This window comes from Pseudomonas gozinkensis, from assembly GCF_014863585.1.
Taxonomy (GTDB): Bacteria; Pseudomonadota; Gammaproteobacteria; order Pseudomonadales; family Pseudomonadaceae; genus Aquipseudomonas; species Aquipseudomonas gozinkensis.
On record NZ_CP062253.1, the window covers coordinates 4,338,148 to 4,362,160 of the forward strand.

Annotated in this window: 25 protein-coding genes and 2 pseudogenes; 13 read left to right on the forward strand and 14 right to left on the reverse strand. The window is 62.1% G+C overall.

The window, feature by feature from the left end; genetic code table 11:
- Positions 1–146: 146 nt before the first annotated feature.
- Positions 147–1,106 carry a nucleoside-specific channel-forming protein Tsx gene (locus IHQ43_RS19205; protein ID WP_192561727.1) on the forward strand — a complete coding sequence of 320 codons (960 nt, stop codon included), beginning with the start codon at positions 147–149 and terminating at the stop codon, positions 1,104–1,106.
- A gap of 47 nt (positions 1,107–1,153) precedes the next feature.
- On the opposite strand, the gene IHQ43_RS19210 is transcribed toward IHQ43_RS19205, so the two are convergent.
- The 3 genes from IHQ43_RS19210 to IHQ43_RS19220 all read right to left on the reverse strand — a co-directional run bounded on the left by IHQ43_RS19210 (position 1,154) and on the right by IHQ43_RS19220 (position 3,193).
- Complete coding sequence (locus IHQ43_RS19210; RefSeq protein ID WP_192561728.1) at positions 1,154–2,110, reverse strand: quinone oxidoreductase family protein; 957 nt, start codon at positions 2,108–2,110, stop codon at positions 1,154–1,156.
- Positions 2,111–2,141: 31 nt separating this feature from the next.
- Positions 2,142–2,315, reverse strand: coding sequence for a DUF1427 family protein (locus tag IHQ43_RS19215; RefSeq protein WP_007958996.1), 174 nt, complete (start codon positions 2,313–2,315; stop codon positions 2,142–2,144).
- An 89-nt stretch (positions 2,316–2,404) separates the two neighbouring features.
- Positions 2,405–3,193: an AraC family transcriptional regulator gene (locus IHQ43_RS19220; RefSeq protein ID WP_192561729.1), complete on the reverse strand. Its 789-nt coding sequence runs from the start codon at positions 3,191–3,193 to the stop codon at positions 2,405–2,407.
- A 137-nt stretch (positions 3,194–3,330) separates the two neighbouring features.
- Between IHQ43_RS19220 and IHQ43_RS19225 the strand changes: the two genes are divergently transcribed.
- Both IHQ43_RS19225 and IHQ43_RS19230 read left to right on the forward strand, forming a co-directional pair.
- On the forward strand, positions 3,331–3,558 hold the full coding sequence (locus IHQ43_RS19225; protein WP_011335095.1) for a DUF6555 family protein: 228 nt from the start codon (positions 3,331–3,333) through the stop codon (positions 3,556–3,558).
- Between the two features lie 38 nt (positions 3,559–3,596).
- Complete coding sequence (locus IHQ43_RS19230; protein WP_192561730.1) at positions 3,597–3,869, forward strand: hypothetical protein; 273 nt, start codon at positions 3,597–3,599, stop codon at positions 3,867–3,869.
- A 24-nt stretch (positions 3,870–3,893) separates the two neighbouring features.
- Here the strand turns inward: IHQ43_RS19230 and IHQ43_RS19235 are convergent, their stop codons facing one another.
- The 3 genes from IHQ43_RS19235 to IHQ43_RS19245 form a co-directional block, all read right to left on the reverse strand.
- Positions 3,894–4,061 carry a metallothionein gene (locus IHQ43_RS19235; RefSeq protein ID WP_074689145.1) on the reverse strand — a complete coding sequence of 56 codons (168 nt, stop codon included), beginning with the start codon at positions 4,059–4,061 and terminating at the stop codon, positions 3,894–3,896.
- Between the two features lie 455 nt (positions 4,062–4,516).
- Positions 4,517–4,972 (reverse strand): DMT family transporter, encoded by a 456-nt coding sequence (locus tag IHQ43_RS19240; RefSeq protein ID WP_192561731.1) that lies wholly within the window; start codon positions 4,970–4,972, stop codon positions 4,517–4,519.
- A gap of 3 nt (positions 4,973–4,975) precedes the next feature.
- Positions 4,976–5,464, reverse strand: a complete 489-nt coding sequence (locus IHQ43_RS19245) for a DMT family transporter (protein WP_192561732.1) — start codon at positions 5,462–5,464, stop codon at positions 4,976–4,978.
- Between the two features lie 111 nt (positions 5,465–5,575).
- On the opposite strand from IHQ43_RS19245, the gene IHQ43_RS19250 reads away from it, so the two are divergent.
- Complete coding sequence (locus IHQ43_RS19250) at positions 5,576–6,511, forward strand: LysR family transcriptional regulator (protein ID WP_192561733.1); 936 nt, start codon at positions 5,576–5,578, stop codon at positions 6,509–6,511.
- 138 nt (positions 6,512–6,649) lie between these two features.
- On the opposite strand, the gene IHQ43_RS29815 is transcribed toward IHQ43_RS19250, so the two are convergent.
- The 3 genes and pseudogenes from IHQ43_RS29815 to IHQ43_RS19260 form a co-directional block, all read right to left on the reverse strand.
- Positions 6,650–7,471: a methyl-accepting chemotaxis protein gene (locus tag IHQ43_RS29815; RefSeq protein ID WP_425220308.1), complete on the reverse strand. Its 822-nt coding sequence runs from the start codon at positions 7,469–7,471 to the stop codon at positions 6,650–6,652.
- A gap of 84 nt (positions 7,472–7,555) precedes the next feature.
- Positions 7,556–8,332: pseudogene (locus IHQ43_RS29820) on the reverse strand (cache domain-containing protein); the annotation flags it as partial.
- 90 nt (positions 8,333–8,422) lie between these two features.
- Positions 8,423–9,739: a Na+/H+ antiporter family protein gene (locus tag IHQ43_RS19260; RefSeq protein WP_192561735.1), complete on the reverse strand. Its 1,317-nt coding sequence runs from the start codon at positions 9,737–9,739 to the stop codon at positions 8,423–8,425.
- A 1,457-nt stretch (positions 9,740–11,196) separates the two neighbouring features.
- On the opposite strand from IHQ43_RS19260, the pseudogene IHQ43_RS29825 reads away from it, so the two are divergent.
- Positions 11,197–11,343, forward strand: a pseudogene (locus tag IHQ43_RS29825) (HAMP domain-containing protein); the annotation flags it as partial.
- A gap of 102 nt (positions 11,344–11,445) precedes the next feature.
- On the forward strand, positions 11,446–12,201 hold the full coding sequence (locus IHQ43_RS29830; RefSeq protein ID WP_371807414.1) for a methyl-accepting chemotaxis protein: 756 nt from the start codon (positions 11,446–11,448) through the stop codon (positions 12,199–12,201).
- Positions 12,202–12,333: 132 nt separating this feature from the next.
- Here IHQ43_RS29830 and IHQ43_RS19270 read toward each other — a convergent pair whose 3' ends face one another.
- The 4 genes from IHQ43_RS19270 to IHQ43_RS19285 are packed head-to-tail and all read right to left on the reverse strand — an operon-like array spanning position 12,334 to position 14,935.
- Complete coding sequence (locus IHQ43_RS19270; protein ID WP_192561737.1) at positions 12,334–13,647, reverse strand: sensor histidine kinase; 1,314 nt, start codon at positions 13,645–13,647, stop codon at positions 12,334–12,336.
- Complete coding sequence (locus tag IHQ43_RS19275; RefSeq protein WP_011335105.1) at positions 13,644–14,312, reverse strand: response regulator transcription factor; 669 nt, start codon at positions 14,310–14,312, stop codon at positions 13,644–13,646. Before IHQ43_RS19275 ends, IHQ43_RS19270 begins: the two co-directional genes overlap by 4 nt.
- 3 nt (positions 14,313–14,315) lie before the next feature.
- Positions 14,316–14,627, reverse strand: a complete 312-nt coding sequence (locus IHQ43_RS19280; protein ID WP_039770259.1) for a PepSY domain-containing protein — start codon at positions 14,625–14,627, stop codon at positions 14,316–14,318.
- Entirely contained in the window at positions 14,627–14,935 is a 309-nt protein-coding gene (locus IHQ43_RS19285) for a PepSY domain-containing protein (protein WP_192561738.1), read from the reverse strand. Before IHQ43_RS19285 ends, IHQ43_RS19280 begins: the two co-directional genes overlap by 1 nt.
- A 259-nt stretch (positions 14,936–15,194) precedes the next feature.
- Between IHQ43_RS19285 and IHQ43_RS19290 the strand changes: the two genes are divergently transcribed.
- From IHQ43_RS19290 to IHQ43_RS19320, 7 genes are all read left to right on the forward strand, one after another.
- On the forward strand, positions 15,195–16,274 hold the full coding sequence (locus IHQ43_RS19290) for a patatin-like phospholipase family protein (RefSeq protein WP_192561739.1): 1,080 nt from the start codon (positions 15,195–15,197) through the stop codon (positions 16,272–16,274).
- Positions 16,275–16,360: 86 nt separating this feature from the next.
- Positions 16,361–16,717, forward strand: coding sequence for a 6-carboxytetrahydropterin synthase QueD (gene queD / locus IHQ43_RS19295; RefSeq protein ID WP_007955941.1), 357 nt, complete (start codon positions 16,361–16,363; stop codon positions 16,715–16,717).
- A gap of 211 nt (positions 16,718–16,928) precedes the next feature.
- On the forward strand, positions 16,929–17,741 hold the full coding sequence (locus tag IHQ43_RS19300) for an alpha/beta fold hydrolase (RefSeq protein ID WP_192561740.1): 813 nt from the start codon (positions 16,929–16,931) through the stop codon (positions 17,739–17,741).
- A 237-nt stretch (positions 17,742–17,978) separates the two neighbouring features.
- Positions 17,979–19,250, forward strand: a complete 1,272-nt coding sequence (codB, locus tag IHQ43_RS19305) for a cytosine permease (RefSeq protein ID WP_074689162.1) — start codon at positions 17,979–17,981, stop codon at positions 19,248–19,250.
- 13 nt (positions 19,251–19,263) lie between these two features.
- Entirely contained in the window at positions 19,264–20,499 is a 1,236-nt protein-coding gene (gene codA / locus IHQ43_RS19310) for a cytosine deaminase (RefSeq protein WP_192561741.1), read from the forward strand.
- A 114-nt stretch (positions 20,500–20,613) separates the two neighbouring features.
- Positions 20,614–21,270 carry a carboxymuconolactone decarboxylase family protein gene (locus IHQ43_RS19315; protein ID WP_192561742.1) on the forward strand — a complete coding sequence of 219 codons (657 nt, stop codon included), beginning with the start codon at positions 20,614–20,616 and terminating at the stop codon, positions 21,268–21,270.
- A gap of 136 nt (positions 21,271–21,406) precedes the next feature.
- The gene (locus IHQ43_RS19320; protein ID WP_192561743.1) at positions 21,407–22,978 is read left to right on the forward strand and encodes a glucan 1,4-alpha-maltotetraohydrolase domain-containing protein; all 1,572 of its coding nucleotides are present in this window, start codon (positions 21,407–21,409) and stop codon (positions 22,976–22,978) included.
- Between the two features lie 14 nt (positions 22,979–22,992).
- Here IHQ43_RS19320 and IHQ43_RS19325 read toward each other — a convergent pair whose 3' ends face one another.
- Complete coding sequence (locus tag IHQ43_RS19325) at positions 22,993–23,985, reverse strand: diaminopimelate epimerase (RefSeq protein ID WP_192561744.1); 993 nt, start codon at positions 23,983–23,985, stop codon at positions 22,993–22,995.
- Positions 23,986–24,013: the final 28 nt, after the last annotated feature.

Consider the following 24,013-nt stretch of genomic DNA (forward strand, 5'->3'; position numbering starts at 1 on the left):
AGCCTTCAGGAATAAGGATCCATGAGGCATTCACAGCAAAACTGGTATGAGTTATGCAAACGTTTGCGAGGCGTCAATCCCGACACTTTCACTTCACAATCGCCCTACCCCGCCGTTACGGGGCCGATCCGCAAAAAGGACTTTGAATGCACGTTTTTTCCTGCCACCGCCGTCGCGGTGTGCGCACTTTTGCTGTTTCCCTGCTACTGGCCGGCGTTACCGGAGTTCTCAGTCAGACCGCACTGGCACAAACCGCCCTGCCCGAGGAATCCGCTCAGGGCGAAGCCCTCAGCCCCGAAGCCAGCCCGCCGAAAAAAGGCGCGTACCTGTCGGACTGGTACAACCAGGACCTGATGCTGATCGGCAGCAAGGACATCAGCTTCGGCCCGCAACCGGCCGACGACATCTACCTGGAATACGAGTACTTCGGGCGCAAGGGCCCGTTCGAGCTGTACGGCTACATCGACATCCCGAAGATCTTCAACATCGGCAACAGTCACGACAAAGGCGTGTGGGATCACGGCTCGCCGGTGTTCATGGAGCACGAACCGCGCATCTCCATCGACTACCTTGCCGGCCGCAGCTTGGCCATCGGGCCGTTCAAGGAATGGTACGTGGCGTTCGACTGGATCTACGATCACGGCAGCCGCAAGGAGAACCGCGCCAACACGCTGTACAGCGGTTTCGGCACCGACATCGACACCCATTCGCGGGTCAATCTGTCGGCCAACCTGTACGGGCGCTACCAGTGGGAAAACTACGGTGCCAGCAACGAATATTCGTGGGACGGCTACCGTGCGCAGCTCAAGTACATCGTGCCGATCGACAAATTCAGCAACGGCGCGTCACTGACCTACATCGGCTTCACCAACTTCGATTTCGGCTCGGACCTGCACAAAGACAACCCGGCACGCACCGCCAATGCCACGGTGGCGACCAACGTGTTGCTGTACTCGTTCACCCACCTGCGCTTCACCCTGGTCGGGCGTTATTTCCACAACGGCGGCAACTGGGAGGACGGCAGCGAGCTGAATTTTGGCGACGGTAATTTCCGGGCGCGCTCAAATGGCTGGGGGTATTACGCGGGGGTCGGGTATCAGTTCTAATGCGCAAGGGATCGCAGCCATAGGCTGCGATCCCTTGTCGTTTTGCATCAAGGAATCAGGATGACCTTGTCACCACTGCCCTGATTCACATCGGCATACCGCGCCAGCCCCTCGACCAGCGGCGCTTCGACCAGCCCCTGCGGCAGTGGCAGCAGGTCTTCGTCGAAGAACCGGCCAAACTGCTCCAGCATCGCCGCACAGGCTTCAACGCCATACAGCAACGAGTTGATGCCGACCACCGAACCGCCCTTGCGATACAGCGCCAGCGCCGGCAGTTGCACATGCCCATCGACCGGCGCAGCGATGATCGCGATCCGCCCGAAGGTCGCCAGTGCCGCGACCGAGGCCGGCAGCCAGAATCCGGTGGTGTCGAAGATCACGTCGGCACCACCGCGATACACCGCGTTGACCTGCGCACCCAGCTCCTCGGGTTTATCCAGCTGTATCGTCTGATAACCCTGCGCCTGCAAGTCCCTGACCTGCTCCGGCCGCCGCGCCGCCGCCAGCAACTGCGAGCCGCGCACCTTGGCCAGCGCCAAGGCTGCCGTCGCCACCGCCCCGCCGCCGATCACCAACAAACGAGTTTCAGCGCTGACCAGACTACGTTCCAGCGCATCCCACGCCGTGGTGTAAGGCACGCCAAGACTGGCGGCCTGAGTGAAACTCAGGTGCGAAGGCTTGTGCGCCACGCCATTGGCCGGCAGTTTGACGAACTGCGCATGGGAGCCGTCGGCGAAAAAGCCCAGCTCACGTCCGGTGCCCCAGACCTCCTGACCGATCAACGCCTGCGGCCCTTCGACCACGACACCGGCAAAGTCCCGACCGGGAATGCGCGGCAGCGTGGTGTACGGGAAGCGCCCGAGCACGTTCTTCACGTCGCTGGGATTGAGGCCGGCAGCCTTGATCTGCACCAGCACCTCGTCAGCGCCCGGCATCGGTGTCGGCACCTCGACGTAGCGCAGGGACGACAGGTCGCCGGTTTTATCGAATTGCAGTGCTTTCATGGAAATCTCCACCGAAGAAAAAAGACAGGATTCAGGACAACCAGCCACTGACCAGTTGCCGCCCCATCGGCCACAACTGCTCACCCGCCAGCATGCCCAACAGGCCCACCAGCGCGATGGTCGGCGGCGCCGGAGAACGGACATCCAGCGCGCCATACAGCAGGCCGACACCCAGACCGACGCCCAGTGAAATCAGGTAATTCATGGGATCACTCCGCCACACGAAAGGAATGGGCTAAGTCTAGGGAAAGGCGGCGACCGGCATCGGCCAAGGACTTCTGAATTTCGGCCAAATCAGCCGGCAAGCGCCCCGCCATCGAACTGCGAAGGCGCGACACCCAGCTCACGACGGAACATGTCGCTGAAACTGCTCGGCGAATAACCCAGCTCACGGGCAATCGCGCTGACCGGCACGCCCTGGATCAACTCCGCCACCGCCGTCGCCAACTGCACCTGACGCCGCCATTCGGCGAAGCCCATGCCCAGCCCTTCCTTGAACAACCGCGCCAGAGTGCGCACGCTGGCCCCGGCATTTTCGGCATGTTGCTCGAAAGGAATATCCAGCGACGGCGCGGCCATCACCGCCTGACACAGACTCATCAACCGCCGGTCGGCATCGTCCGGCAACGGGATCTTCAACTGCGAACGCCTTGCGCGTTTCAGCTCCAGCAGCGCCAGCCCGACCAACGCCTCGTAATACTCGGTATCACCGCTGTCGCCCTGCGCCACCAGCCCGACAATCAACTCGCGCAGCAGACCACCGACCTCGATCACCTGCACCGTCTCATCCAGCGTCGCCGCCAGCGCCGGGCGCAGGTAGATATTGCGCATCTGCAAATCCGACACCACCCGAATCCCGTGCGGCACCCCCGGCGGCAACCACACAGCCCGCTGCGGCGGCACCACCAGCGCCTCGTGCGGGGTCTCGACCCACATCACGCCGCTCATCGCATACAGCAGCTGCCCCCAGACATGCTCATGCGGCTCGATGAACAACCCGCGCGGATACGTGCGCGCCAGCGGCTGCACCGGCACATCGGTATCACTCAGATCGGGGGGTGCAGCGAGGGCCATGGCGAGCATTCATCGGGGTTGGCGGGAGCACCATGGTAACCAGTGCGCCCCTTCCCTCGCCATTGATAGATACCGTCGGACAATCCGAGTGAATTTTCCCGGTGCCCAGCGATCCCTCTATTACCACAGGGAGGAAGATGGGCTTTATGAACAACGCAAAACTGTACGTCATCGATTACACCCTTCACGGCGCGCCGAAGTCGTTCATTATCCGCTCGGACAAAATGGACAACACCGAAGCGTGGCACTGGGCAAGCTGCGACGCAGGGGTCGGCCGCATCCCGCGCTTCGGCCGGGAGAAAGTGCAAAAGACCAGCAAGCCGATGGCAGAAAAATTCGGCGTGGAAAACGTCACATGGCGACCGGCCAGCTAAGCTTGCGCGCAGGCGGGGACATTTTCGGGGGAACACACATGACAACCATCTGCAGCCCGGCGCGGCTGGATTACAGCCTGGATACCGCGTCCGGCAGAGTCACCAGAGGCATCGATTGCCCGGTTGGCCTGGAACCCGTCGAAAACGATCCCTACTGCTTCGCCCTGCGCGTCCCGGCCCCGCAACCGGAAGACCTCGAACAGGCCACAACCGTCGACGTCCGAGTCGAAGGCCGACGCCTGCAAGGCACCGTCCGCCACACCGAACGCCTGGACGACGACAGCCTGAAACTGGAAGTGGAGCCCGACTAGGCTCCACTTTTTTCATGCAGCCCGTTATTTGGGGTGCGCGCACTGGCAGCCCTTGCCAGAACACTCCTCACCGCTCTTGTGATGGTGCGCACAGGCCTCACAGCAATAATGTTTACCGTGCGCCACATAAGAATGCTCACCCTCCTTGATCGTGCAACGACATCCCGGACAATCGCATTTTCTATCTGCCATGGAACAGACTCCTCTGGTGGTGGTTGTCTGAGGCCGAAAGAACAAGCCGTGCTACCAGTGTAGAAGGTGAAAACAACCCAACAACCAAACCACTCAGTCCCACCACTCAACACGATGAGCGTTAGCTCGAGTAAAGCTTTTGATCTCAAGGCCCGTCGGCAGGCTGAGTGGAGGGATTGATCCGGGGGTGGGAGCGCAGCGACCGTGCGGCGCAGCCGCATGCATCGAGAGGAGGTGCAGCGAAGCAAACCGTAGGCGATGCCCCCGGATCAATCCCGGAGCGAAGGAACCCGAGCCACAGCGAGGGCCGTACGTCAGGGCCCAAGACCTTTGGTTACTTTGGGGCGTTTGCCAAAGTGACTCGCTGTAAGAGCGAAACCGCCAGCGGCCGCACCCGCAGAAACGGATATGTACTCAATAACCCGATAACCTGGTCGGCCCGAAGGCCGCCAAGTTCAAACGGCCTGGCGCACGCTGCTGCGATACATGAATACCAGCGCCAGCCCCAAACAAACCATCGCCAGAATCCGCGCCCCGGACAATTCGATTGCGGGGTTGCCCAGCCAGCCAAAATTGTCGATCAACATGCCCATCCCAAGTTGCCCGACAATCACCGCCACCGTCGCCACAGCCGTCCCGACACGTGGCACTGCACCAACCATGACCATCATGTAAACGACGCCGAAGAGCGCACCGCTGAGCTGCCATTTCGGCACGTCCAGCAGGCTGACCGCCTGGGCTGGCTCGAAAAACAGGATCAGCAGCCCCGTACTCACCGCGCCAACCACGAAAGTCAGGAGGCTACTGCGCAACACACCAACGGTTTCCCCAAGACGCCCATTGATCGCCGCCTGCACACTCAACACCGCACCGGCCAACACCACCACCGCCAACAAAATAACCAGACTCATCACTCACCCCCGCGCAATCAAAACCAAAGCCGCCACAATCAACCCCAACGCCAGCCAACGCTCAGCATTGACCTTCTTGCGCGTAGCCCCAAACCAGCCGAAATGGTCAATCAACACACTCTTGCCCACTTGCCCCGACAGAATCGCGATCATGGTCATCGCAATCCCGATATGCGGCGTCGCCAGCGTCAGCACCACCACATACATCGGCCCCAGAAACCCGCCAATCAACTGCCAGCGCGGCAGATCCGTCAGCGCCGGTCCCTTCTGCGGTCCCGCAAACAACAACAGCAAAAACAGAATCGCCGACCCGACCCCGAAGATGCTCAAGGTCGCCCAAAAATGTCCGACCTGCTCGCCCAGCGGCCCGAGCAACCCGGCCTCCACCGACAAGCCCATGCCGGCCAGGATCACCAGCGGCAACAGCAACAAACGCAAACCCGGCCGGGCGACCGGGGCCGGCGCGGCACTCACTTCATCAAACGACTGCATCTGAAAAACCTCTGAAGGAAACGATGGCGCGGATTATCGGCTGGTGCAGCTGTGCGATAAATGGGAGCATCCTGACAACACTTTTGCGCAACTCGCACAGCAGGACACACGATGCACGGGCTCAACGAACTGGGATTCAAGGCGCTAAAGTTGTTTGTGGCGGTGCTCGACCACGGCAGTTTTTCCGAGGTCGCCCGCCGTGAGGGCGTGGCGCCCTCCTCGATTTCCCGACAGATCCAGTTGATGGAGCAAGCGCTGAACCAGCAACTGCTCTACCGCCACACCCGCGCGGTCACGCCGACCGAAGCCGGGCGCATGCTCGGCCACCACGCGCGACTGGTGCTGGTGCAACTGGAGGAGGCGGAACAGGCGTTGCAGGAACAGCAAAGCGAACCCACCGGTCTGGTACGAATCAACGCCCCGGTGGTGTTCGGTCAGCGTCATCTGACGCCATGGCTGGGCCGTTTGTGCGAGCGCTATCCGAAGCTGCAACTGGACATCCAGCAGACCGACCACTACATCGATCCGCTGCAGGAAGGCGCCGACCTGCTGTTTCGCATCGGCCCGCTGCACGACTCGAGCATGCAGGCGCGGATCCTCGCGCCACACCGCTTTCAGGTCGCGGCCAGCCCGGCGTACCTCAAGCGCTTCGGCACGCCACAGCATCCCGACGATCTCGCCCGCCACCAGTGCCTGGCCTACAAGGGCGCGACTGGCCAGCAGCGCTGGTTCTTCCGTCAGGATCAGGGCGAGTGGACGCCGTATTCGGTCAAAGGCCCGATCACCGGCAATCACGCGGACACATTGACTCAGGCCGCTGTGCAAGGGCTGGGGCTGGTGATGTTTCCGTCTTGGCTGATCGGCGAGGCGGTACGTGAGGGCACGCTGGTGCCGGTGCTGGGGGAGTATCAGGTGTCGAACAGTGTGGAGCCGCAGCAGATTTCGGTGCTGTGGCCGGGGAGCCGGCGGTTGTCGGTGAAGGTGCGGACGGTCATCGACTTTTTTGTTGAGTGTTTTGGAGAGGTGCCCTACTGGGACAGGCCCTAAATACTCAAGCACCACCCCCCCTGTGGAAGCTGGCTTGCCAGCGATGAGGCCGGCAAATCCGGCATTGATATTGACTGACTTGCCGGCATCGCTGGCAAGCCAGCTCCCAAAGGGTTTTGTGTCTGGACCAAGGTAGCTTCAGATCCGGAACTGGCCGACCAGTTTGCCCAGACGCTGCCCCAGATCCGCCAGACTCCGCGAAGTCTGCGCCCCCAACTGGGTCTCATCCGCCACGTTATCCACCGCCACCGCAATCTGATGCACGCTGCGGTTGATCTCTTCCGCCACCGCCGTCTGCTCTTCAGCGGCACTGGCAATCTGCGCGTTCATCGAGTTGATGGTCGCAATCAGATCCGCCATGGCATCCAGCGACGCACCGGCCTGATTGGCCTGAGCCGATGTACCGTCACCCGCCTCGCTGGAACGGCGCATCGCTTCAACCGCCGACTGCGTCCCCGCCTGCAAGCGGTCGATCATCCCCTGAATTTCCTGAGTGCTGATCTGCGTGCGCGACGCCAGCGCCCGCACCTCGTCCGCCACCACCGCAAACCCGCGCCCGGCCTCACCGGCCCGCGCCGCTTCAATCGCGGCGTTGAGTGCCAGCAGGTTGGTCTGTTCTGCAATCGAGCGGATCACCCCAAGCACGCCAACAATCGACGACACATCCTGCTGCAGACTGTCGAGGGACACGCCGCTGCTGCGGATGTCGTCCACCAGCGCATGAATCTGCTTGATGCTGCCGGCCACCACGCGTTTGGCGCTCTGGCCTTCTGCGTCGGTCTGTTGCGCGGCGACGGCGGCGTTCTGTGCGCTCTTGGCGACTTCCTGGGCGGCGGCGGACATTTCGTTGATCGCCGTGGCGACCTGATCGGTTTCGTGACGCTGACGCTCCATGGCTTGATCGGAACGCTGGGCCTGATCCGACACTTGGGTCACCAGCCCGGTCAGTTGCGAAGTCATCTCGGTGATCTGCCGCACCAGGCCATGGATCTTGTCGACGAAACGGTTGAACGAGCCGGCCAGTTCGCCGAGTTCGTCCTGACTGGTGATGGTCAGGCGCCGGGTCAGATCGCCCTCACCCGCCGCGATGTCATCGAGGTTGGCTTTCATCAGGGTCAGCGGTCGCAGGATCGTATTGGCCAGCAGCATTCCCGCCGCCGCGATCACCAGCAGCACCACCACCGCCACGCCGACGATGCTCAGCACCACGCCCTGCATGCGCTCTTGCACCTTGGCCTCGACCACCGCCACTTGCGCTTCGATGCCGTCGAGGTTGACCGACGTACCGACCGCCATGTCCCACTTCGCCAGGTATTCGGTGTAACCGAGTTTCGGCACCAGCACTTGCGCATTGCCCGGCAACGGTGAGCTGTATTGCAGGTAATGGGTGCCGTCCTTCGCGACTTTCACCAGGTCGCGATTGACGTAGACGCCATTCGGGTCGCGGTTGTCCTTGAAGCTTTTGCCCACGCCTTCGGGGTCGTTGGCCTTGAACAGGCGTACGGTCTCGGAGTCGTAGCCGAAGAAGTAGCCGTCCTTGCCGTACTTGATGCTCGACAGCAGTTTGATGACCTGCGCCCGTGCATCGGCGTCACCGGGGGCGGCGTCGTCGTACAACGGTTTGATGGTGGTCATGGCCACGGCGACGTAGCTGGCCAGAGTGGCCTTGGCGTCGCCGAGCAGGCGTTCGCGGGTCTGTTCGACTTCCTTGCGCGCCTGTTCCTGAAGGATGAACAGCGTGGTCAGGCTGATGACCAGCGCAAAGAGCAAGACCGGAAGGACGGCAAGGGACAGGACTTTAGCCTTGAGACTCAGGCGCATGGGGGCTCACTCTTTTGGTTTTATTGGCGTGGATAAAGGCTTTAACGGCACACCGGAACAAAAGTTGAGTGAGCCCCCGCAGGGGCAGTGTTACAGGACCATCGCGGCCACCCAGCCAAACGCCAGCAGCGGCAGGTTGTAGTGCAGGAAGGTCGGGACCACGGTGTCCCAGATGTGATGGTGCTGGCCGTCGATGTTCAGGCCGGAGGTCGGGCCGAGGGTCGAGTCCGACGCGGGCGAACCGGCATCACCCAAGGCACCGGCCGTGCCGACGATGCAGACGATGGCAATCGGGCTGAAACCCAGTTGCACGCACAGCGGCACGAAAATCGCCGCCAGGATCGGCACCGTGGAAAACGAAGAACCGATGCCCATCGTCACCAGCAACCCCACCAGCAGCATCAGCAAGGCACCGATGCCCTTGCTGTGATTGATCCACGAGGCCGACGACTCGACCAGCGTCTGCACCTCGCCGGTGGCCTTCATCACTTCGGCGAAGCCGGAAGCGGCGATCATGATGAAACCGATCATCGCCATCATCTTCATGCCTTCGGTAAACAGATCATCCGTCTCGCGCCATTTAACGATGCCCGATGCCGAAAAGATCAGGAAACCGGCCAGCGCCCCGATAATCATCGAGTCCAGCAGCAACTGAATAATGAAGGCCGCCGCAATCGCGACACCGGCGATCAACAGGCTTCGCGGGTTGTATTGCACCGCCACCTGCTCGACCTGCTCGATTTTCCCCAGGTCGTAAACGCGCTTCTTGCGATAACTGATAAAGGCGATGCCCAGCCCCACCAGCATGCCCAACGCCGGAATCCCCATGGCATGGGTGACGTTGATCCCGCTGATGTCGACGCCACTGCGGGCGACGTTGGCCAGCAGGATCTCGTTGAGGAAAATGTTGCCGAAGCCCACTGGCAAGAACATGTACGGCGTGATCAGGCCGAAGGTCATTACGCAGGCAATCAGCCGGCGGTCCAGTTGCAGCTTGGTCAGTACATAGAGAAGCGGAGGCACCAGCAACGGAATGAACGCAATGTGAATCGGCAGGATGTTCTGCGAAGCGATCGCCACCACCCACAGCAGGCCGATCAGCAGCCATTTGACGCTGCCGCCACCGGTCGCATGCTGGCGGTCGACCATCGCCAGAGCCTTGTCGGCCAACGCATGGGCCAGACCGGACTTGGCAATCGCCACGGCGAAAGCGCCGAGCAACGCGTAGGACAACGCCACGGTCGCCCCGCCACCCAGGCCACTGTTGAAGGCCTTGAGCGTGGCGTCGATGCCCAGACCACCGGTCAGGCCACCGACCAGCGCACCGACGATCAACGCGATCACCACATGCACCCGGGACAGGCTGAGGATCAGCATGATGCCGACCGCAGCAATCACTGCATTCATTTCACTACCTCGAAAACACGACGGTAAAGCCATTCACCGCCAGACAGGATGAGTCCGGGCGACAAGCCACGAGGGTCGCCAGCGGATTTGCATAGAGGGTCTTATTAGAAGGGCGCGCACTGTGCCGCAGAGCGGGCGCAGTGTCAAAGCGACCCGTCGCGCCACTGTGTAACTTTCCATGATCGAACCACTTTACAAGGCATATCTGCCACAACATGCGTCAATTCGCCATATTGCATTTACGCCATAAAGAAAGTCGAAACGCGGCCGTTACAGTGCAAAGTCTCAGATATTTATCGAATAAGGACGTTTCCATGTCGCTCAGACAACTTTCCATCCAATGGAAAATCACCCTGCTCGCCGGCCTCTGCCTGGCCGGTATCGTGACCCTGTTGGTGGGTCTTTCGCTGTATCGCATGGAGCACAGTTCCGAACTGGTGAAGGCTTCGAGCATGGAAATGCTCACCGAATCGGCTCAGGCCCGCATCGAATCCCAGGGTGAAGTTCAGGCGGCGGGCATTCGCCAGCAGTTCATGGACGCCTATCAATATGGCCACGGCTTCTCGCGTCAGGTGCTGTTCCTGCGTGAACAGGCCGAAAAGCGCTTCCTCGATGCCTTCGACCTGCGCGAGGACATGACCCGTCAGGTGAAATCGGCGCTGCAGGCCAACCCGGAACTGCTCGGCCTGTCGCTGGTGTTCGAAGCCAACGCGCTGGACGGCAAGGACGAACTGTTTGCCGGCCAGGCTGAACTGGGCAGCAACGACAAAGGCCGTTTCGCCCTGTACTGGTCGCAGCCGACCCCGGGCAAAGTGACCTCGATGGCCCTGCCGGAAAGCGACATGGCCGACACCAGCACCGGCCCCAGCGGCCAGGCCGCCAACGCCTGGTTCACCTGCCCGCGCACCACGCTCAAGCCGTGCGTGATCGAACCCTACTTCTATGTGATCGACGGGCAAAAGGTGCTGATGACCAGCATCGTGTTCCCGCTGATGGTCAACGGCAAAGTCATCGCCTCGCTGTCGGTCGACATCAACCTCAACAGCCTGCAAGCAATCAGCCAGGGCGCGAGCAAAAAGCTCTACGACGGCCAGACCGCCGTGAGCATCATCAGCCCTGCCGGTCTGCTCGCCGGTTACAGCCCGGACGCCAACAAACTCAGCCAGCGCCTGGATGCCGTGGACACCATCAGCGGCGCCGAACTGCTGCGCATGCTGGCCGCCAGCACCAGCGTCAGCAGCCTGCACTCCAACGGCCAGTTGAAAGTGCTGTCGCCGTTCCAGCCGATTCCCGGCGGCCCGTCGTGGGGCGTGCTGCTCGATGTGCCGGAGAAAGTGCTGGTAAGCCGCGCCGAAGCGCTCAAGCAACAACTGGATGCCAGCAACACCTCGGGCACCCTGATCGAACTGAGCCTGGGCGGACTCGCCGCGTTGATCGGCCTGTTGCTGGTGTGGCTGATGGCACGCAGCGTGACCAAACCGATCCTCGGCGTGGCCCACATGCTGGAAGACATCGCCAGCGGTGAAGGCGATCTGACCCGTCGCCTGGCCTACGACAAGAAGGACGAGCTCGGTCAACTGGCCGGCTGGTTCAACCGCTTCCTCGACAAGCTGCAACCGATCATCGCCGAGGTGAAACGCTCGGTGCAGGATGCGCGCAACACCGCCGACCAGTCTTCCGCGATTGCCACCCAGACCAGCGCCGGCATGGAGCAGCAATACCGTCAGGTCGATCAGGTGGCCACCGCGTCCCACGAAATGAGCGCCACCGCCCAGGACGTGGCCCGCAGTGCGGCGCAAGCTGCTGAAGCCGCCAAGGATGCCGACCGCGCCACCCGTCAGGGCCTGACTGTGATCGACCGCACCACCGCCAGCATCGACACCCTCGCCGCCGACATGAGCGCAGCGATGGTGCAGGTCGAAGGCCTGGCCGCCAACAGCGAGAAGATCGGCACCGTGCTGGAAACCATCCGCGCCATCGCCGAGCAGACCAATCTGCTGGCCCTGAACGCCGCCATCGAAGCCGCCCGCGCCGGTGAAGCCGGGCGCGGTTTTGCGGTGGTCGCCGACGAAGTGCGCAACCTCGCCCGCCGCACCCAGGAATCGGTGGAAGAAACCCGCCAGGTGATCGAGCAACTGCAGAACGGCACCCAGGACGTGGTCGGTTCGATGGGCAACAGCCATCGCCAGGCTCAGGGCAGTGTTGAACAGGTGGGTCAGGCCGTGACGGCGCTGCGCCAGATCGGCGATGCGGTGACAGTGATCAGCGACATGAACCTGCAGATTGCCAGCGCTGCCGAAGAGCAGAGCGCGGTGGCCGAAGAGATCAACAACAACGTGGCGACCATTCGTGATGTGACGGAATCGCTGTCGGGGCAGGCGAATGAATCGGCGCGGGTGAGTCAGTCGCTCAATAGCCTGGCGAATCAGCAGCAGAGTCTGATGGATCAGTTCCGCGTATAAAAAACATCGCAAAACCTGTGTGGGAACCAGCCTGCTGGCGATGACGGCGTCACATTCACCCTTATTGTGGATGGAAGACCGCTATCGCGAGCAGGCTCGCTCCCACAGGACGGATTTTCATTGTGCTGAGGATTAGCGCCGAGGCAACTGAATCTCCACCTTCAACCCACCCCACTCGCTTTCGCCCAGCACCAGCACCCCGCCCCACGTCTCGACGATATCCCGCACAATCCCCAGCCCCAACCCATGCCCGTGGGTCTGCTCATCCAACCGCGCCCCCCGGCTGAACACCTGAGCTCGTTGCGCTTCGGGAATCCCCGGCCCGTCGTCTTCCACGCTCAGCACAAAACCTTCCGCCGTCTCGACCACGCTCAAACGCACCTCGGCATCCGCCCATTTACAGGCGTTGTCTAGCAGGTTGCCGAGCAGTTCCAGCAAGTCTTCACGATCCCATGGGAGTTGCAGGCCGGGCGGTGCCACGTAACTCAGTTCCAGATGCTCGCCATGAATCATGTTCAACGTCGACAGCAACCCCGGCAGCTCGGCGTCGCAATCGAACAGCGCCCCCGGCAACGCATCGCCGGAAAGGCGCGCACGGTTGAGCTCGCGGTTCAGCCGTTGCTGAACCTGTTCCAGTTGTTCCTTGAGGATCTTGCGCAGCTCCGGGTACGCGTCGAGCCTTTCACTCGACGCCAGACTGAGCAGCACCGCCAACGGAGTTTTCAGCGCATGCCCGAGGTTGCCCAAGGCATTGCGCGAGCGCTTGAGGCTGTCTTCGGTATGTGCCAGCAAATGGTTGATCTGCGCCACCAGCGGCTCCAGCTCCGCCGGCACCTGTTCATCGAGTTGCGAACGCTGCCCCTGCTGCAACTGGGCAATCTGCTCGCGGGCCTTCTCAAGCGGCCGCAAGGCGCGGCGCACGGTCAGGCGTTGCAGCAACAGAATCAGCAGCAACCCGGCCAGTCCGAGGCCGAGACCGATCTGGCGCATGCGCTGGAAGCTCTCGCGCACCGGCGTGTAATCCTGGGCCACGCTGATGGAAATCGACTGGCCGAGCCGTCGATAGTCCGAACGCAGCACCAGCAGTTGCTGGCCGTCCGGCCCCAGTTGCAGGTTGCTGTGCAGGCCGGATCGCTCGAGTAACGGCAAATCCTGATCCCACAACGAGCGGGAGCGCCAATGGCTGTCGGCGAAATCGATGCGGAAATAATGCCCGGAAAACGGTCGCTGGTAGGCCGGCGACAAGTGCCGCTCATCCAGCTGCAAGCCTTGCGGCCCGCGAACCAGCGCCACCAGCAGACTCTCGCTGTCGTTACGCAGCCCGGCTTCGAGATAGCGCTGCAATCCCACTTCGAACAGCCACAGACTGGTTTGCGCCAGCAGCACGCCAACGACCACCAGCACGCTGATCAACCCCAGGCTCAAGCGGCGCTGGATCGATCTCACGAAGCCTGTCCGCCAAACAGATAACCCTGACCGCGACGGGTTTCGATCACGCTCTTGCCGAGCTTGCGCCGCAGGTGATTGACGTGGACTTCAAGCACGTTGGAATCACGCTCGGTCTCACCGTCGTAGAGGTGTTCGGCGAGGTGGCTTTTGGAGAGGATCTGTTCCGGGTGCAGCATGAAGTAGCGCAGCAGGCGAAATTCGGCAGCGGTCAGCTGAATGTCGGCGCCATCGCGCACGACACACTGCCGGCCCTCGTCCAGATGCAGCCCGGCGGCCTTGAGCGTCGGCTGGTTGGCCTGGCCCTTGGAGCGGCGCAGCAGCGACTGGATGCGCAAATACAATTCTTCCGGGTGGAAGGGTTTGGTCAGATAATCGTCGGCACCGGCCTTCAGGCCTTCGATGCGCTCGGCCCAGGAATCGCGGGCAGTGAGGATCAGCACCGGAATCGTCAGACCGCCGGCACGCCACTGCGCCAGCACCTCAAGCCCCGGCACGCCGGGCAGGCCAAGGTCGAGGACGATCAGGTCATAGGGCTCGCTGCTGCCCTGATAAACCGCATCGCGCCCGTCCGCCAGCCAGTCCACCGCGTAGCCCTGACGTTGCAGGCCGGCGAGCAATTCATCGGCCAGCGGTACGTGGTCTTCCACCAGAAGCAAGCGCATCGGTCAATCTTCCTTGTCTTTCACGAGTTCGCCGGTATCGGCCTTCAGATGCAGCTCACGGGCCACACCTTCGACAGTCAGCAACTCGACTTCATAAATGTAGACGTCGTGTTTTTCTTCCAGCTCGACTTCCAGCAGTTTCGCACCGGGATAACGGTCCATCGCCTGCTGCAATACCTGCTCCAGCGGCAGGATCACGCCCTGCTTGCGCAGATTGAGGGCTTCGTCGGGACCCAGGTCGCGGGCCATGGCCGTCGAGCAAAACATCACCAGCGCCAACGCCGTACGGCGGGTGGCGCGAACATTAACCTTCATTACGTATCCTGATGATCCTTGAGCACTTGCCCGCTCACCGCGTCCAGTTCCAGATCCCATTCCAACCCCTGCGGATCACGCAGTTCGATCTGGTAGATGTACTTGCCGTACTGCTCTTCCAGCTCGGTGTCGGTGATGGTCGAACCCGGGTGTTTGGCCAACGCGGTGGCGTTGAGCTTCTCGAAGGAGACGATAGTACCAGCGTCACGCAGGCGCAGGGCTTCATCCGGGCCGAGATCGCGGGCGTGAACGGTGCTGGCGGTGAGGCCGATGATCGAGGCAAGGGTCAGGGCAGTCAGGGTTTGCATGGTGTCTCCGTATTTTTATGTGTCGCTATGGGCGGCACCTTAACGGTGCGAACTTAACTGAAACTGAATGGCCATCATTGCCCCAGCTCAGCACCGGATCTGTTGAATCATGCAAAACCCTGTGGGAGCGGGCTTGTCCGCGATGGCGTCCTTTCAACTACAGAGATGCAAGCTGTCCCGCCGTCATCGCGGGCAAGCCCGCTCCCACGGGTTCTGTGGTTCGCCTATAATTGCCAGCTTGCTAACGATCGAGACCGGTATGACCGCCATTCACATCAAGTTCCCTGCCCTCACCCTCAAGGCCGGCCCACGGGCCATGGCGCGCATTCGTGCCCAGGGCCTGAACGCCGCCGACGTCGGCACCCTGCCCGGCGCGGCTGGCGGACCGAAGGCGCTGGGTATTCAGGGACTGGATCTGGCGCTGTTCGGCGAGTGGCTGCCGGCGGCGCCGCGTGAGCGTTCGCTGATCGGTGCGTCGGTGGGTTCCTGGCGCTTCGCCAGCGCCTGCCTGCCGGACGCTGCCGAAGGCATCCGCCGCCTCGGTCATCTGTACACCGAGCAGAACTTCAACAAAGGCGTGACCATCGGCGACGTCAGTCGCAGCTCGCAGCGCATGCTCGATGACCTGCTCGACGGGCGCGATGCCTTGCTCCTCAACAACGCCCATTACCGCTTGAACATCATGGTGGTCAAAAGCCACGGCGGGCTGGCGGACGACCATCGCGGCCGGCTCGGGCTGGCGTTGGGCTCGGTGATCGCCGACAACCTGCGGGGCCGGGCGCGGTTGTCGCGGCACTTCGAACGGCTGATCATCCACGACCCGCGCCTGGCGCCGCCGGTGCATGCGCTGAATGATTTCCCGTCGCGCTTCGTCGCCCTCGATGCTGGCAACCTGCGTCAGGCGCTGCTGGCGTCCGGTTCGATCCCGATGGTCATGGAAGGCGTGCGCGACCTGCCGGGCGCCGGTGCCGGCACATACCGCGATGGCGGTTTGCTGGACTACCACCTCGACCTGCCCTACAACGGCGACGGCATCGTGCTCTATCCGCACTTCACCGACCGAGTGATTCCCGGCTGGTTCGACAAGACCCTGCCGTGGCGCAAAGCCTCAGTGGAACGCCTGCAGGACGTGCTGTTGCTGGCGCCATCAAAGGAATACCTGGCGCGCCTGCCCTACGGCAAACTCCCTGACCGTAACGACTTCAAACGCTTCATGGGCGATGCGCCGAGTCGGCAGAAATACTGGCGCGCGGCGATGGACGAGAGTCGCCGATTGGGTGATGAGTTCCTTGAACTGACTGCCAATGGTCGCCTCGCCGAGCGCTTGCTGACCCTTTAGTCAGCACAGCCGGGAACAAGCTGATAAACTCGCCGCCTGCCCGAATTCGCTGCGGCGAACGCCATCTGAACAGAGCTGAAATCACTGTGGAAATCTTCAAGGAATTTACGTTCGAATCCGCCCACCGCCTGCCCCACGTACCGGACGGCCACAAGTGCGGACGCCTGCACGGTCACTCGTTCAAAGTGGCGATTCACCTGAGCGGCGACCTCGACCCGCACACCGGCTGGATCCGTGATTTCTCCGAGATCAAGGCGATTTTCAAGCCGCTGTACGAGCGTCTGGACCACAACTACCTCAACGACATTCCGGGCCTCGAGAACCCGACCAGCGAAGTGCTGGCCAAATTCATCTGGAATGAATTGAAGCCCCTGCTGCCGGAACTCAGTGCGATCCGCATCCACGAGACTTGCACCAGCGGTTGCATCTATCGCGGCGAATAACCCGTCCAGAATTCGCTGAAAAACCCTGTGGGAGCGAGCTTGCTCGCGAAAGCGGTTTGCCAGTGAAGCAAATGTTGCCTGACACGGCGCCTTCGCGAGCAAGCTCGCTCCCACCGGGATAGAAGGCGCCTCAGTGTTTGAATAAACAGCCCCCGAGGCTGTTTTTTTACGCCTATGCTTTTTGGCTCGAACCCGCCAAGAGGACAGGCCCATGACGGACTGGCTGCTGGATCAGGTCTTTGATTTCAACGGACGACAGATTCGCCACGGGGTGCGCGGCGACGGCCCGCCTCTGGTGTTCGTGCACGGCACGCCTTTCTCTTCCTGCGTGTGGCACCGCATCGCGCCGCACTTTTTCGCCACACACCGAGTGCATTACTTCGACCTGCTGGGCTACGGGCGGTCCGAGCAACCGGACGCCGATGTCTCCCTCGGCGTGCAGAACGAATTGCTCGCGCAACTGCTGGATCACTGGAATCTGCAACGCCCGGACGTGGTCGCCCACGACTTCGGCGGTGCCACCGTGCTGCGCGCTCATCTGCTCAACGGCAAGGATTACCGCAGCCTGACGCTGATCGACCCGGTGGCGCTGATGCCCTGGGGTTCGCCCTTCGTGCAGCACGTGCGCGAGCATGAAGCGGCGTTCAGCGGCCTGCCGGATTACATCCAGCGCGCCATCGTGCCGACCTACATTCGCGGGGCGATTCACCGGGATATTCCCGATGATGAACTGGCGCCCTATGTGCAGCCGTGGCTGGGCGAACCGGGGCAAGCGGCGTTCTACCGGCAGATCGCGCAGATGGACCAGCGCTATACGCTGGAGGTGCAGCCGCTGTACCCGACGATCCGCTGCCCGGTGCAGATTCTCTGGGGTGAAGACGATCAGTGGATCCCCATTGAACGCGGACGCGAGTTGCACAAGATGATTCCCGGATCGCAGTTTCATCCGATTCCGAATGCCGGGCATCTGGTGCAGGAGGATGCGCCTGAGGCCGTCGTTGCTGCGCTGCTGCGATTCCTCTGATCCGAAACACAACCCGTGGCCAGCCTGCTGGCGACAGGGCCGGCACATTCAACATTTGCGTTGTTTGACACACCGCCCTCGCCAGCAGGCTGGCTCCTACATTGTGCTTTGGTGGATACAGACGCACCGCTTTCGCGCCAAATCCGTAACCTCGTCTATACATAACCCCGTCAATCCGTGGCTGGCACGACCGCTGCAACCTCTTCGCGTCCTCCCCTTTCCAGCAAGGAACGCCCCATGACGCAAAACGATCCCGGCAACGATTACCCCCTCAGTGAAGTGCCGATGCACGCGCGCAAGGGCCTGGCCTCCACGGCGATGGTGCTGCTGGGCTTCACCTTCTTCACCGCGACGATGTTCGCCGGCGGCAAGCTCGGCGTGGCGTTCAACTTCGGCGAAATGCTCGCCGTCATCGTCATCGGCAACCTGCTGCTCGGCGTGTACGCCGCAGGCCTGGGCTACATCGCCTTCAAGAGCGGGCTGAATTCGGTGCTCATGGGGCGTTTCTGTTTTGGCGAAGTCGGCAGCAAGCTCAGCGACCTGATCCTCGGGTTCACCCAGATCGGCTGGTACGCCTGGGGCACCGCGACGGCGGCGGTGGTGCTCGGCAAGTATTTCGACTTGAACGAAGCCACGGTGCTGGGGCTGATGGTGCTGTTCGGCCTGGTGTTCTGCGCCACGGCGTATGTCGGTTATCGCGGCCTGGAGATTCTGTCGTACATCGCGGTGCCAGCGATGATGTTGCTGTTGATGCTGTCGATGTGGGTCGCGACCGTGAAAGTCGGCGGCCTCGACGGATTGCTCAGCGTCGTACCCAGCGGTTCGCTGGACTGGTCGACCGCTATCACGCTGGTGTTCGGCACGTTTGTCAGCGGCGCGACCCAGGCCACCAACTGGACGCGTTTTTCCCGTTCGGCACGGGTCGCGGTGCTGGCCAGCCTGATCGGTTTTTTCATAGGCAACGGCCTGATGGTGCTGATCGGCGCCTATGGCGCAATCGTCTATCAACAGCCCGACGTGGTCGAAGTGCTGCTGTTGCAGGGCTTCGCCATGGCGGCGATGGCGATGCTGTTGCTGAACATCTGGAGCACCCAGGACAACACCATCTACAACTTCGCCGTCGCCGGCTGCAACCTGCTGCGCACCGGGCGCCGCAAGACCGTGACCCTGGCCGGTGCCGTGATCGGCACGGCGCTCGCGCTGCTGGGCATGTACGACATGCTGGTGCCTTATCTGATCCTGCTCGGCACGGTGATCCCGCCGATTGGCGGGGTGATCATGGCGGACTTTTTCTTCCGCTGGCGCGGGCGCTATCCGCGTCTGGCCGACGCACGGTTACCGGCGTTCAACTGGCCGGGGCTCGCGGCCTACGCCGCCGGGACGGTCGCGGCGTTCGGCTCGCCGTGGGTCGCGCCGCTGGTCGGGATCGCCGTTGCCGCGTTAACGTATATCGCAGTGACCGGCCTGCTCGGCGCCCGCAACGCGGCCGCCCCTCTACAAGATCTATAAAAGGATTCGCCCGATGCACATCATCAACGCCCGACTGCGCAACCAGGAAGGTCTGCACGAATTGCACCTCGAAGACGGCCTGATCCGCAGCATCGCGCGCCAGACCGAAGCGCCGACCCTGGCCCCCGACGACCTCGACGCCAGCGGCAATCTGGTGGTGCCGCCCTTCGTCGAGCCGCACATTCACCTCGACGCCACCCTGACCGCCGGCGAGCCGCGCTGGAACATGAGCGGCACGCTGTTCGAAGGCATCGAGTGCTGGGGCGAGCGCAAGGTCACCATCACCCAGGAAGACACCAAAACCCGGGCCAGGAAAACCATTCAGACTCTGGCCGCCCACGGCATCCAGCACGTGCGCACCCACGTCGACGTCACCGACCCGCAACTCACCGCGCTCAAGGCGATGCTTGAAGTGCGCGAGGAAAGCCGACACCTGATCGACCTGCAAATCGTCGCCTTCCCCCAGGAAGGCATCGAGTCGTTCCGCAACGGTCGCGAGCTGATGGAAGAAGCGATCCGCATGGGCGCAGACGTGGTCGGCGGGATTCCGCATTTCGAATACACCCGCGACCAGGGCGTCAGTTCGGTGAAGTTCCTGATGGACCTGGCCGAACGCACCGGCTGCCTGGTGGACGTGCACTGCGACGAAACCGACGACCCGCATTCACGCTTCCTCGAAGTGCTGGCCGAAGAGGCCCGCAGCCGCGACATGGGCGCCCTCGTGACCGCCAGCCACACCACCGCGATGGGCTCCTACGACAACGCCTACTGCGCCAAACTGTTCCGCCTGCTCGGGCATTCGGGGATCAGTTTTGTCTCCTGCCCGACCGAAAGCATTCACCTGCAAGGGCGCTTCGACAACTTCCCGAAACGCCGTGGCGTGACCCGCGTGAACGAGTTGCTCGAAGCGGGCATGAACGTCTGCTTCGGTCAGGACTCGATCGTCGATCCGTGGTATCCGCTGGGCAACGGCAACATCCTGCGGGTGCTCGAAGCCGGCCTGCACATCTGCCACATGCTTGGCTACCGCAACCTGCAAAGCGCGCTGGATCTGGTCACCGACAACAGCGCCAAAGCCATGCACCTTGGTGAGCGCTATGGCCTGGAACAGGGTCGCCCGGCCAACCTGCTGATCCTGTCGGCAGACAGCGACTACGAAGTGATCCGCAGCCAGGGCCTGCCGCTGTATTCGATTCGCGGCGGCAAAGTGCTGATGAAGCGGCAAATGCCGGTGGTGGAGTTCGTCTAAGGTGTAGAAGTCGGCGCCGCAACGGCGCCGACTTCTGTCGATGGACGCCCTGTCATGCCGTAGTTCGCGCGTAGTTGCTCCGCTGCCATCCTCATTGATCCGTGAGGACGCGACATGAATCAAAAAAATACTTCCAATCCGATGGCCACGCTTTACCAGGAAGGCCGCCAAACGTTTATCGAACTCGTACCCGATGGCGGGCCCCGGCTCGATGCCTTGTTTCATACCGTCCCGGCACTGCGCGAAATGGCTGTCGGCGTGGTGTACGGACATCTGGAATCGCGCCCCGGCCTTGATCCGCGATTACGCGAAGCGGTGTCCTTTGCCGCAATTATCGCCTCGGGCATGGTCGGACCTCCGCTGAGCGTGCACGGCATAACTGGCCTGGCATCGGGCCTCGCACCGGGTGAACTGACTGAAGTGCTCCTGCAGGCCTCGGCCTTCGCCGGTTTCCCCCGCGCAGTCAGTGCGGCGGAGCAACTCAATCATCTGTTTGCAGATGCGGGTCTTGCATCACCGCCACCGCCCACCCCGAGAGAAGTCACGTCAGGATTTTGCGCAGATGTTCGTGCTGGCCGTTCACCGACTCCGCTGAGTGCCGCAGTGAAACGCCAATTGCGCCAGGCGGACCGTTTGGCGCTGCAAGCCTGCTCGGCGCAGGCCGTGATCGTCGAGTGCTATCAAAACCCGGAGACGCAGCCCAAAGCCCTGCTCTATGTAGAGGTGGTCGATGACACTGTTATCGCCGTGAAACTGTTCAAGGGCCAATGAACGGTTTCATGGTTATGGATCGGGGCGGCTTTATCGCAAAACGATAGAGCCGACCTGTCAGATCTGACAGGCGACAAGCGCTGCGAGCCGGCTCACAGTAAGCCCCAAGGGATCCATCGTTCCCGGGGGGACGATCATGAAAGGGACTTCACCACTTCAGCTGATTTTCGCGCTTGCCCTCGCCATCGCCGCAACTGCCGTTGCAAGCGCCGCCGTTCGCAACGGCAGCGGTGAAGAGATTCTGCTGCAGGGCTTCCACTGGAACTCCAGCCGCAATCCAACGCCCTGGTATTCGGTGCTTGCGCAACAGGCGGCGACCATTGGCAACGACGGATTCACCCTTGTCTGGTTACCGCCTCCCTGGACGGACAACTCAAGCTGGACCGACAGCCGGGCTCAGACCTCCGGTGGTGGCGAAGGCTACTTTTGGGACAGTTTCGACAAGAACAGCCGCTACGGCAGCGATCAGCAACTCAAGGCCGCGGCGTCAGCATTGAAGAATGCCGGCGTAAAAGTCGTCTACGACGTAGTGCCCAATCACATGAACGACAAAGCAGTCTTTTCCATGTTCCCGCGCGCAAGCAATGAGTGGCGACATGACTGCGCGCAATGTGACGAAGACGACGCGTTTTTGGATGGAAGGGCGGATCTGAATACTGCGAATCCAAAAGTCTTCGAGACCTTCAAAAACGAATTCATCAATCTGCGTGACAACTACGGTGCTCAAGGCCTGCGCTTTGACTTTGTCCGTGGTTATGCGCCGGAAACCGTGGATCGTTGGATGAACGCCTTCGGCAACCAGCAATTCTGCGTCGGCGAAAACTGGAAAAGCCCCGGCGAGTACCCGCCGGGCGACTGGCGACACAATGCGAGCTGGCAGGATGTGCTCAAGGACTGGTCGGATCGCTCGCATTGCACGGTGTTTGATTTTGCTCTCAAGGAGCGTATGCAGAACGGCTCGCTCGCCGAGTGGCGTCACGGTCTGAATGGCAATCCGGATCCTGCCTGGCGCGCAATCGCGGTGACCTTCGTCGACAATCACGACACCGGTTATTCACCCGGCGCCTACGGTGGCCAACATCACTGGGCGTTGCCCGATCCACTGGTCAATCTGGCTTACGCCTACATCCTCAGCAGTCCCGGCACACCGACCGTGTACTGGCCGCACATCTACGACTGGCAGCGCGATCAACTGATCCGGCAATTGATCAAGCTGCGCAAAAGCGCCGGAGTCCGCGCGGATTCGCCGGTCCGCTTCAATACCGCGTATTCGGGATTGGTCGCCACCACGTCGGGCGTGCGCGGGACGCTGGTAATAGCTTTGAAATCCGATCTGCAGCAACTGCCACAGGGGCTGGGTGCGCCGACCTTGAGCTGGGATAACGGCGACATCCGGATCTGGAGCGGCCCTGTCGAACCGGCGACAGTTGCAGTCAAGGTGCATTGCGACAACGCCAATCCGCAACCCGGTGAACGCGTTTATGCGGCGGGTTCATCGCTTGAGTTCGGCGCCTGGGACCCACAACATGCGATAGCGCTGACGTTGAACAACAACCGCTGGAGCACAACCGTCGAGGTGCCAGGTCAGCAAAAGCTTGAGTGGAAGTGCATCGTGCGGGGCCAGGCGCCGACAGCGGTGTATTGGCAGGCCGGCGCGAACAATGCATTCACCAGCGGTACGGTGAACGACACTGTCGGGCGCTTCTGATTTCTGGATTTCAGTTATTTTTCGCAGCGTACTGCGGTGCCGAACAGGCGCACGCCGGTCAGTTCGCCGTCTTGTTCCTCCAGTAAAATCGGCGCCGTACCGCCCGGCATCACCACCTGCACCTCTCCCGCCGACACCCAGCCCACCCGCCACGCCGCACTCGCCACCGCACTGGCGCTGGTGCCGGATGAGGCGGTCGGGCCTTCGCCCCGTTCGAACACTCGCGCCACAATGCGTTGATCGCCAGCGCGCGTCGCCCATTGCAGATTGACCCCGGCCGGGCACGGCTGGCCGGCGCCGGTGGGCATGGCGTAGGCGATGGCGGTCAGACGGTCCGCCAGCGGTGATTCAAGCATCTGTTCGTTGCTCGGCAATGCGGCTTCATCCTGCACCAGCGTCACGCAGTGCGGATTGCCGATGCGCACGAACTGGCTGTGCGCCCAGGGGGGATCGATTAGCGCCAGCGGCCGGACACGGCTGACCTCCACACCGTTGAACGACACCAGTTCAACGTCGAGCGCACCGACCGCCGCCGGGCCGAAGCCGGGTTGGCCGAGGTCCAGCCAGAAGCCTTGCAGGCCCGCCACTTGCGCCGGTTTGACCGAGGTCGGCACTGGCGACTGCGCATCCTGTTTGTCGTGATGCACCCGCAGCGTCGCCCCCTCCGGCAGCATCAGCCCCTGCTCAAGCAGCGCCTGGGAGAAAATCGTCAGGCCGTTGCCGCTGCGTTCGGCCAGCGTGCCGTCGGTGTTGACGATCAGCAGATCGAAGGGCGGCGCGGATTGAAACGGGCCGATCAACAGGCCATCGCTGCGATGGGATTTGCTGCCGACGGGGCGCCGGCCTTCGGGCCAATCGCAGCACAACGCGATGGCGGCAGGGCCCCACGCCTGTCGAGACAGCGCGCATTGCGCGGCGCTGGTCGGCAAATCGATCCCGGCATCGCGCAGCGCCTGGGGCGAAACGACCCCATAGATATTGCCGCGTGCATCGTAGAACTGCGTCATGAACCCGCCCTTGTTTTTTCATCGCCAG

Bases quoted from the DNA above. Each gene is read 5' to 3' on its own strand.
- IHQ43_RS19205 (WP_192561727.1), top strand. From the start codon at position 147: ATGCACGTTTTTTCCTGCCACCGCCGTCGCGGTGTGCGCACTTTTGCT.
- IHQ43_RS19210 (WP_192561728.1), bottom strand. From the start codon at position 2,110: ATGAAAGCACTGCAATTCGATAAAACCGGCGACCTGTCGTCCCTGCGC.
- IHQ43_RS19215 (WP_007958996.1), bottom strand. From the start codon at position 2,315: ATGAATTACCTGATTTCACTGGGCGTCGGTCTGGGTGTCGGCCTGCTG.
- IHQ43_RS19220 (WP_192561729.1), bottom strand. From the start codon at position 3,193: ATGCTCGCCATGGCCCTCGCTGCACCCCCCGATCTGAGTGATACCGAT.
- IHQ43_RS19225 (WP_011335095.1), top strand. From the start codon at position 3,331: ATGAACAACGCAAAACTGTACGTCATCGATTACACCCTTCACGGCGCG.
- IHQ43_RS19230 (WP_192561730.1), top strand. From the start codon at position 3,597: ATGACAACCATCTGCAGCCCGGCGCGGCTGGATTACAGCCTGGATACC.
- IHQ43_RS19235 (WP_074689145.1), bottom strand. From the start codon at position 4,061: ATGGCAGATAGAAAATGCGATTGTCCGGGATGTCGTTGCACGATCAAG.
- IHQ43_RS19240 (WP_192561731.1), bottom strand. From the start codon at position 4,972: ATGAGTCTGGTTATTTTGTTGGCGGTGGTGGTGTTGGCCGGTGCGGTG.
- IHQ43_RS19245 (WP_192561732.1), bottom strand. From the start codon at position 5,464: ATGCAGTCGTTTGATGAAGTGAGTGCCGCGCCGGCCCCGGTCGCCCGG.
- IHQ43_RS19250 (WP_192561733.1), top strand. From the start codon at position 5,576: ATGCACGGGCTCAACGAACTGGGATTCAAGGCGCTAAAGTTGTTTGTG.
- IHQ43_RS29815 (WP_425220308.1), bottom strand. From the start codon at position 7,471: ATGACTTCGCAACTGACCGGGCTGGTGACCCAAGTGTCGGATCAGGCC.
- IHQ43_RS19260 (WP_192561735.1), bottom strand. From the start codon at position 9,739: ATGAATGCAGTGATTGCTGCGGTCGGCATCATGCTGATCCTCAGCCTG.
- IHQ43_RS29830 (WP_371807414.1), top strand. From the start codon at position 11,446: ATGGAGCAGCAATACCGTCAGGTCGATCAGGTGGCCACCGCGTCCCAC.
- IHQ43_RS19275 (WP_011335105.1), bottom strand. From the start codon at position 14,312: ATGCGCTTGCTTCTGGTGGAAGACCACGTACCGCTGGCCGATGAATTG.
- IHQ43_RS19280 (WP_039770259.1), bottom strand. From the start codon at position 14,627: ATGAAGGTTAATGTTCGCGCCACCCGCCGTACGGCGTTGGCGCTGGTG.
- IHQ43_RS19285 (WP_192561738.1), bottom strand. From the start codon at position 14,935: ATGCAAACCCTGACTGCCCTGACCCTTGCCTCGATCATCGGCCTCACC.
- IHQ43_RS19290 (WP_192561739.1), top strand. From the start codon at position 15,195: ATGACCGCCATTCACATCAAGTTCCCTGCCCTCACCCTCAAGGCCGGC.
- IHQ43_RS19300 (WP_192561740.1), top strand. From the start codon at position 16,929: ATGACGGACTGGCTGCTGGATCAGGTCTTTGATTTCAACGGACGACAG.
- codB (WP_074689162.1), top strand. From the start codon at position 17,979: ATGACGCAAAACGATCCCGGCAACGATTACCCCCTCAGTGAAGTGCCG.
- codA (WP_192561741.1), top strand. From the start codon at position 19,264: ATGCACATCATCAACGCCCGACTGCGCAACCAGGAAGGTCTGCACGAA.
- IHQ43_RS19315 (WP_192561742.1), top strand. From the start codon at position 20,614: ATGAATCAAAAAAATACTTCCAATCCGATGGCCACGCTTTACCAGGAA.
- IHQ43_RS19320 (WP_192561743.1), top strand. From the start codon at position 21,407: ATGAAAGGGACTTCACCACTTCAGCTGATTTTCGCGCTTGCCCTCGCC.
- IHQ43_RS19325 (WP_192561744.1), bottom strand. From the start codon at position 23,985: ATGACGCAGTTCTACGATGCACGCGGCAATATCTATGGGGTCGTTTCG.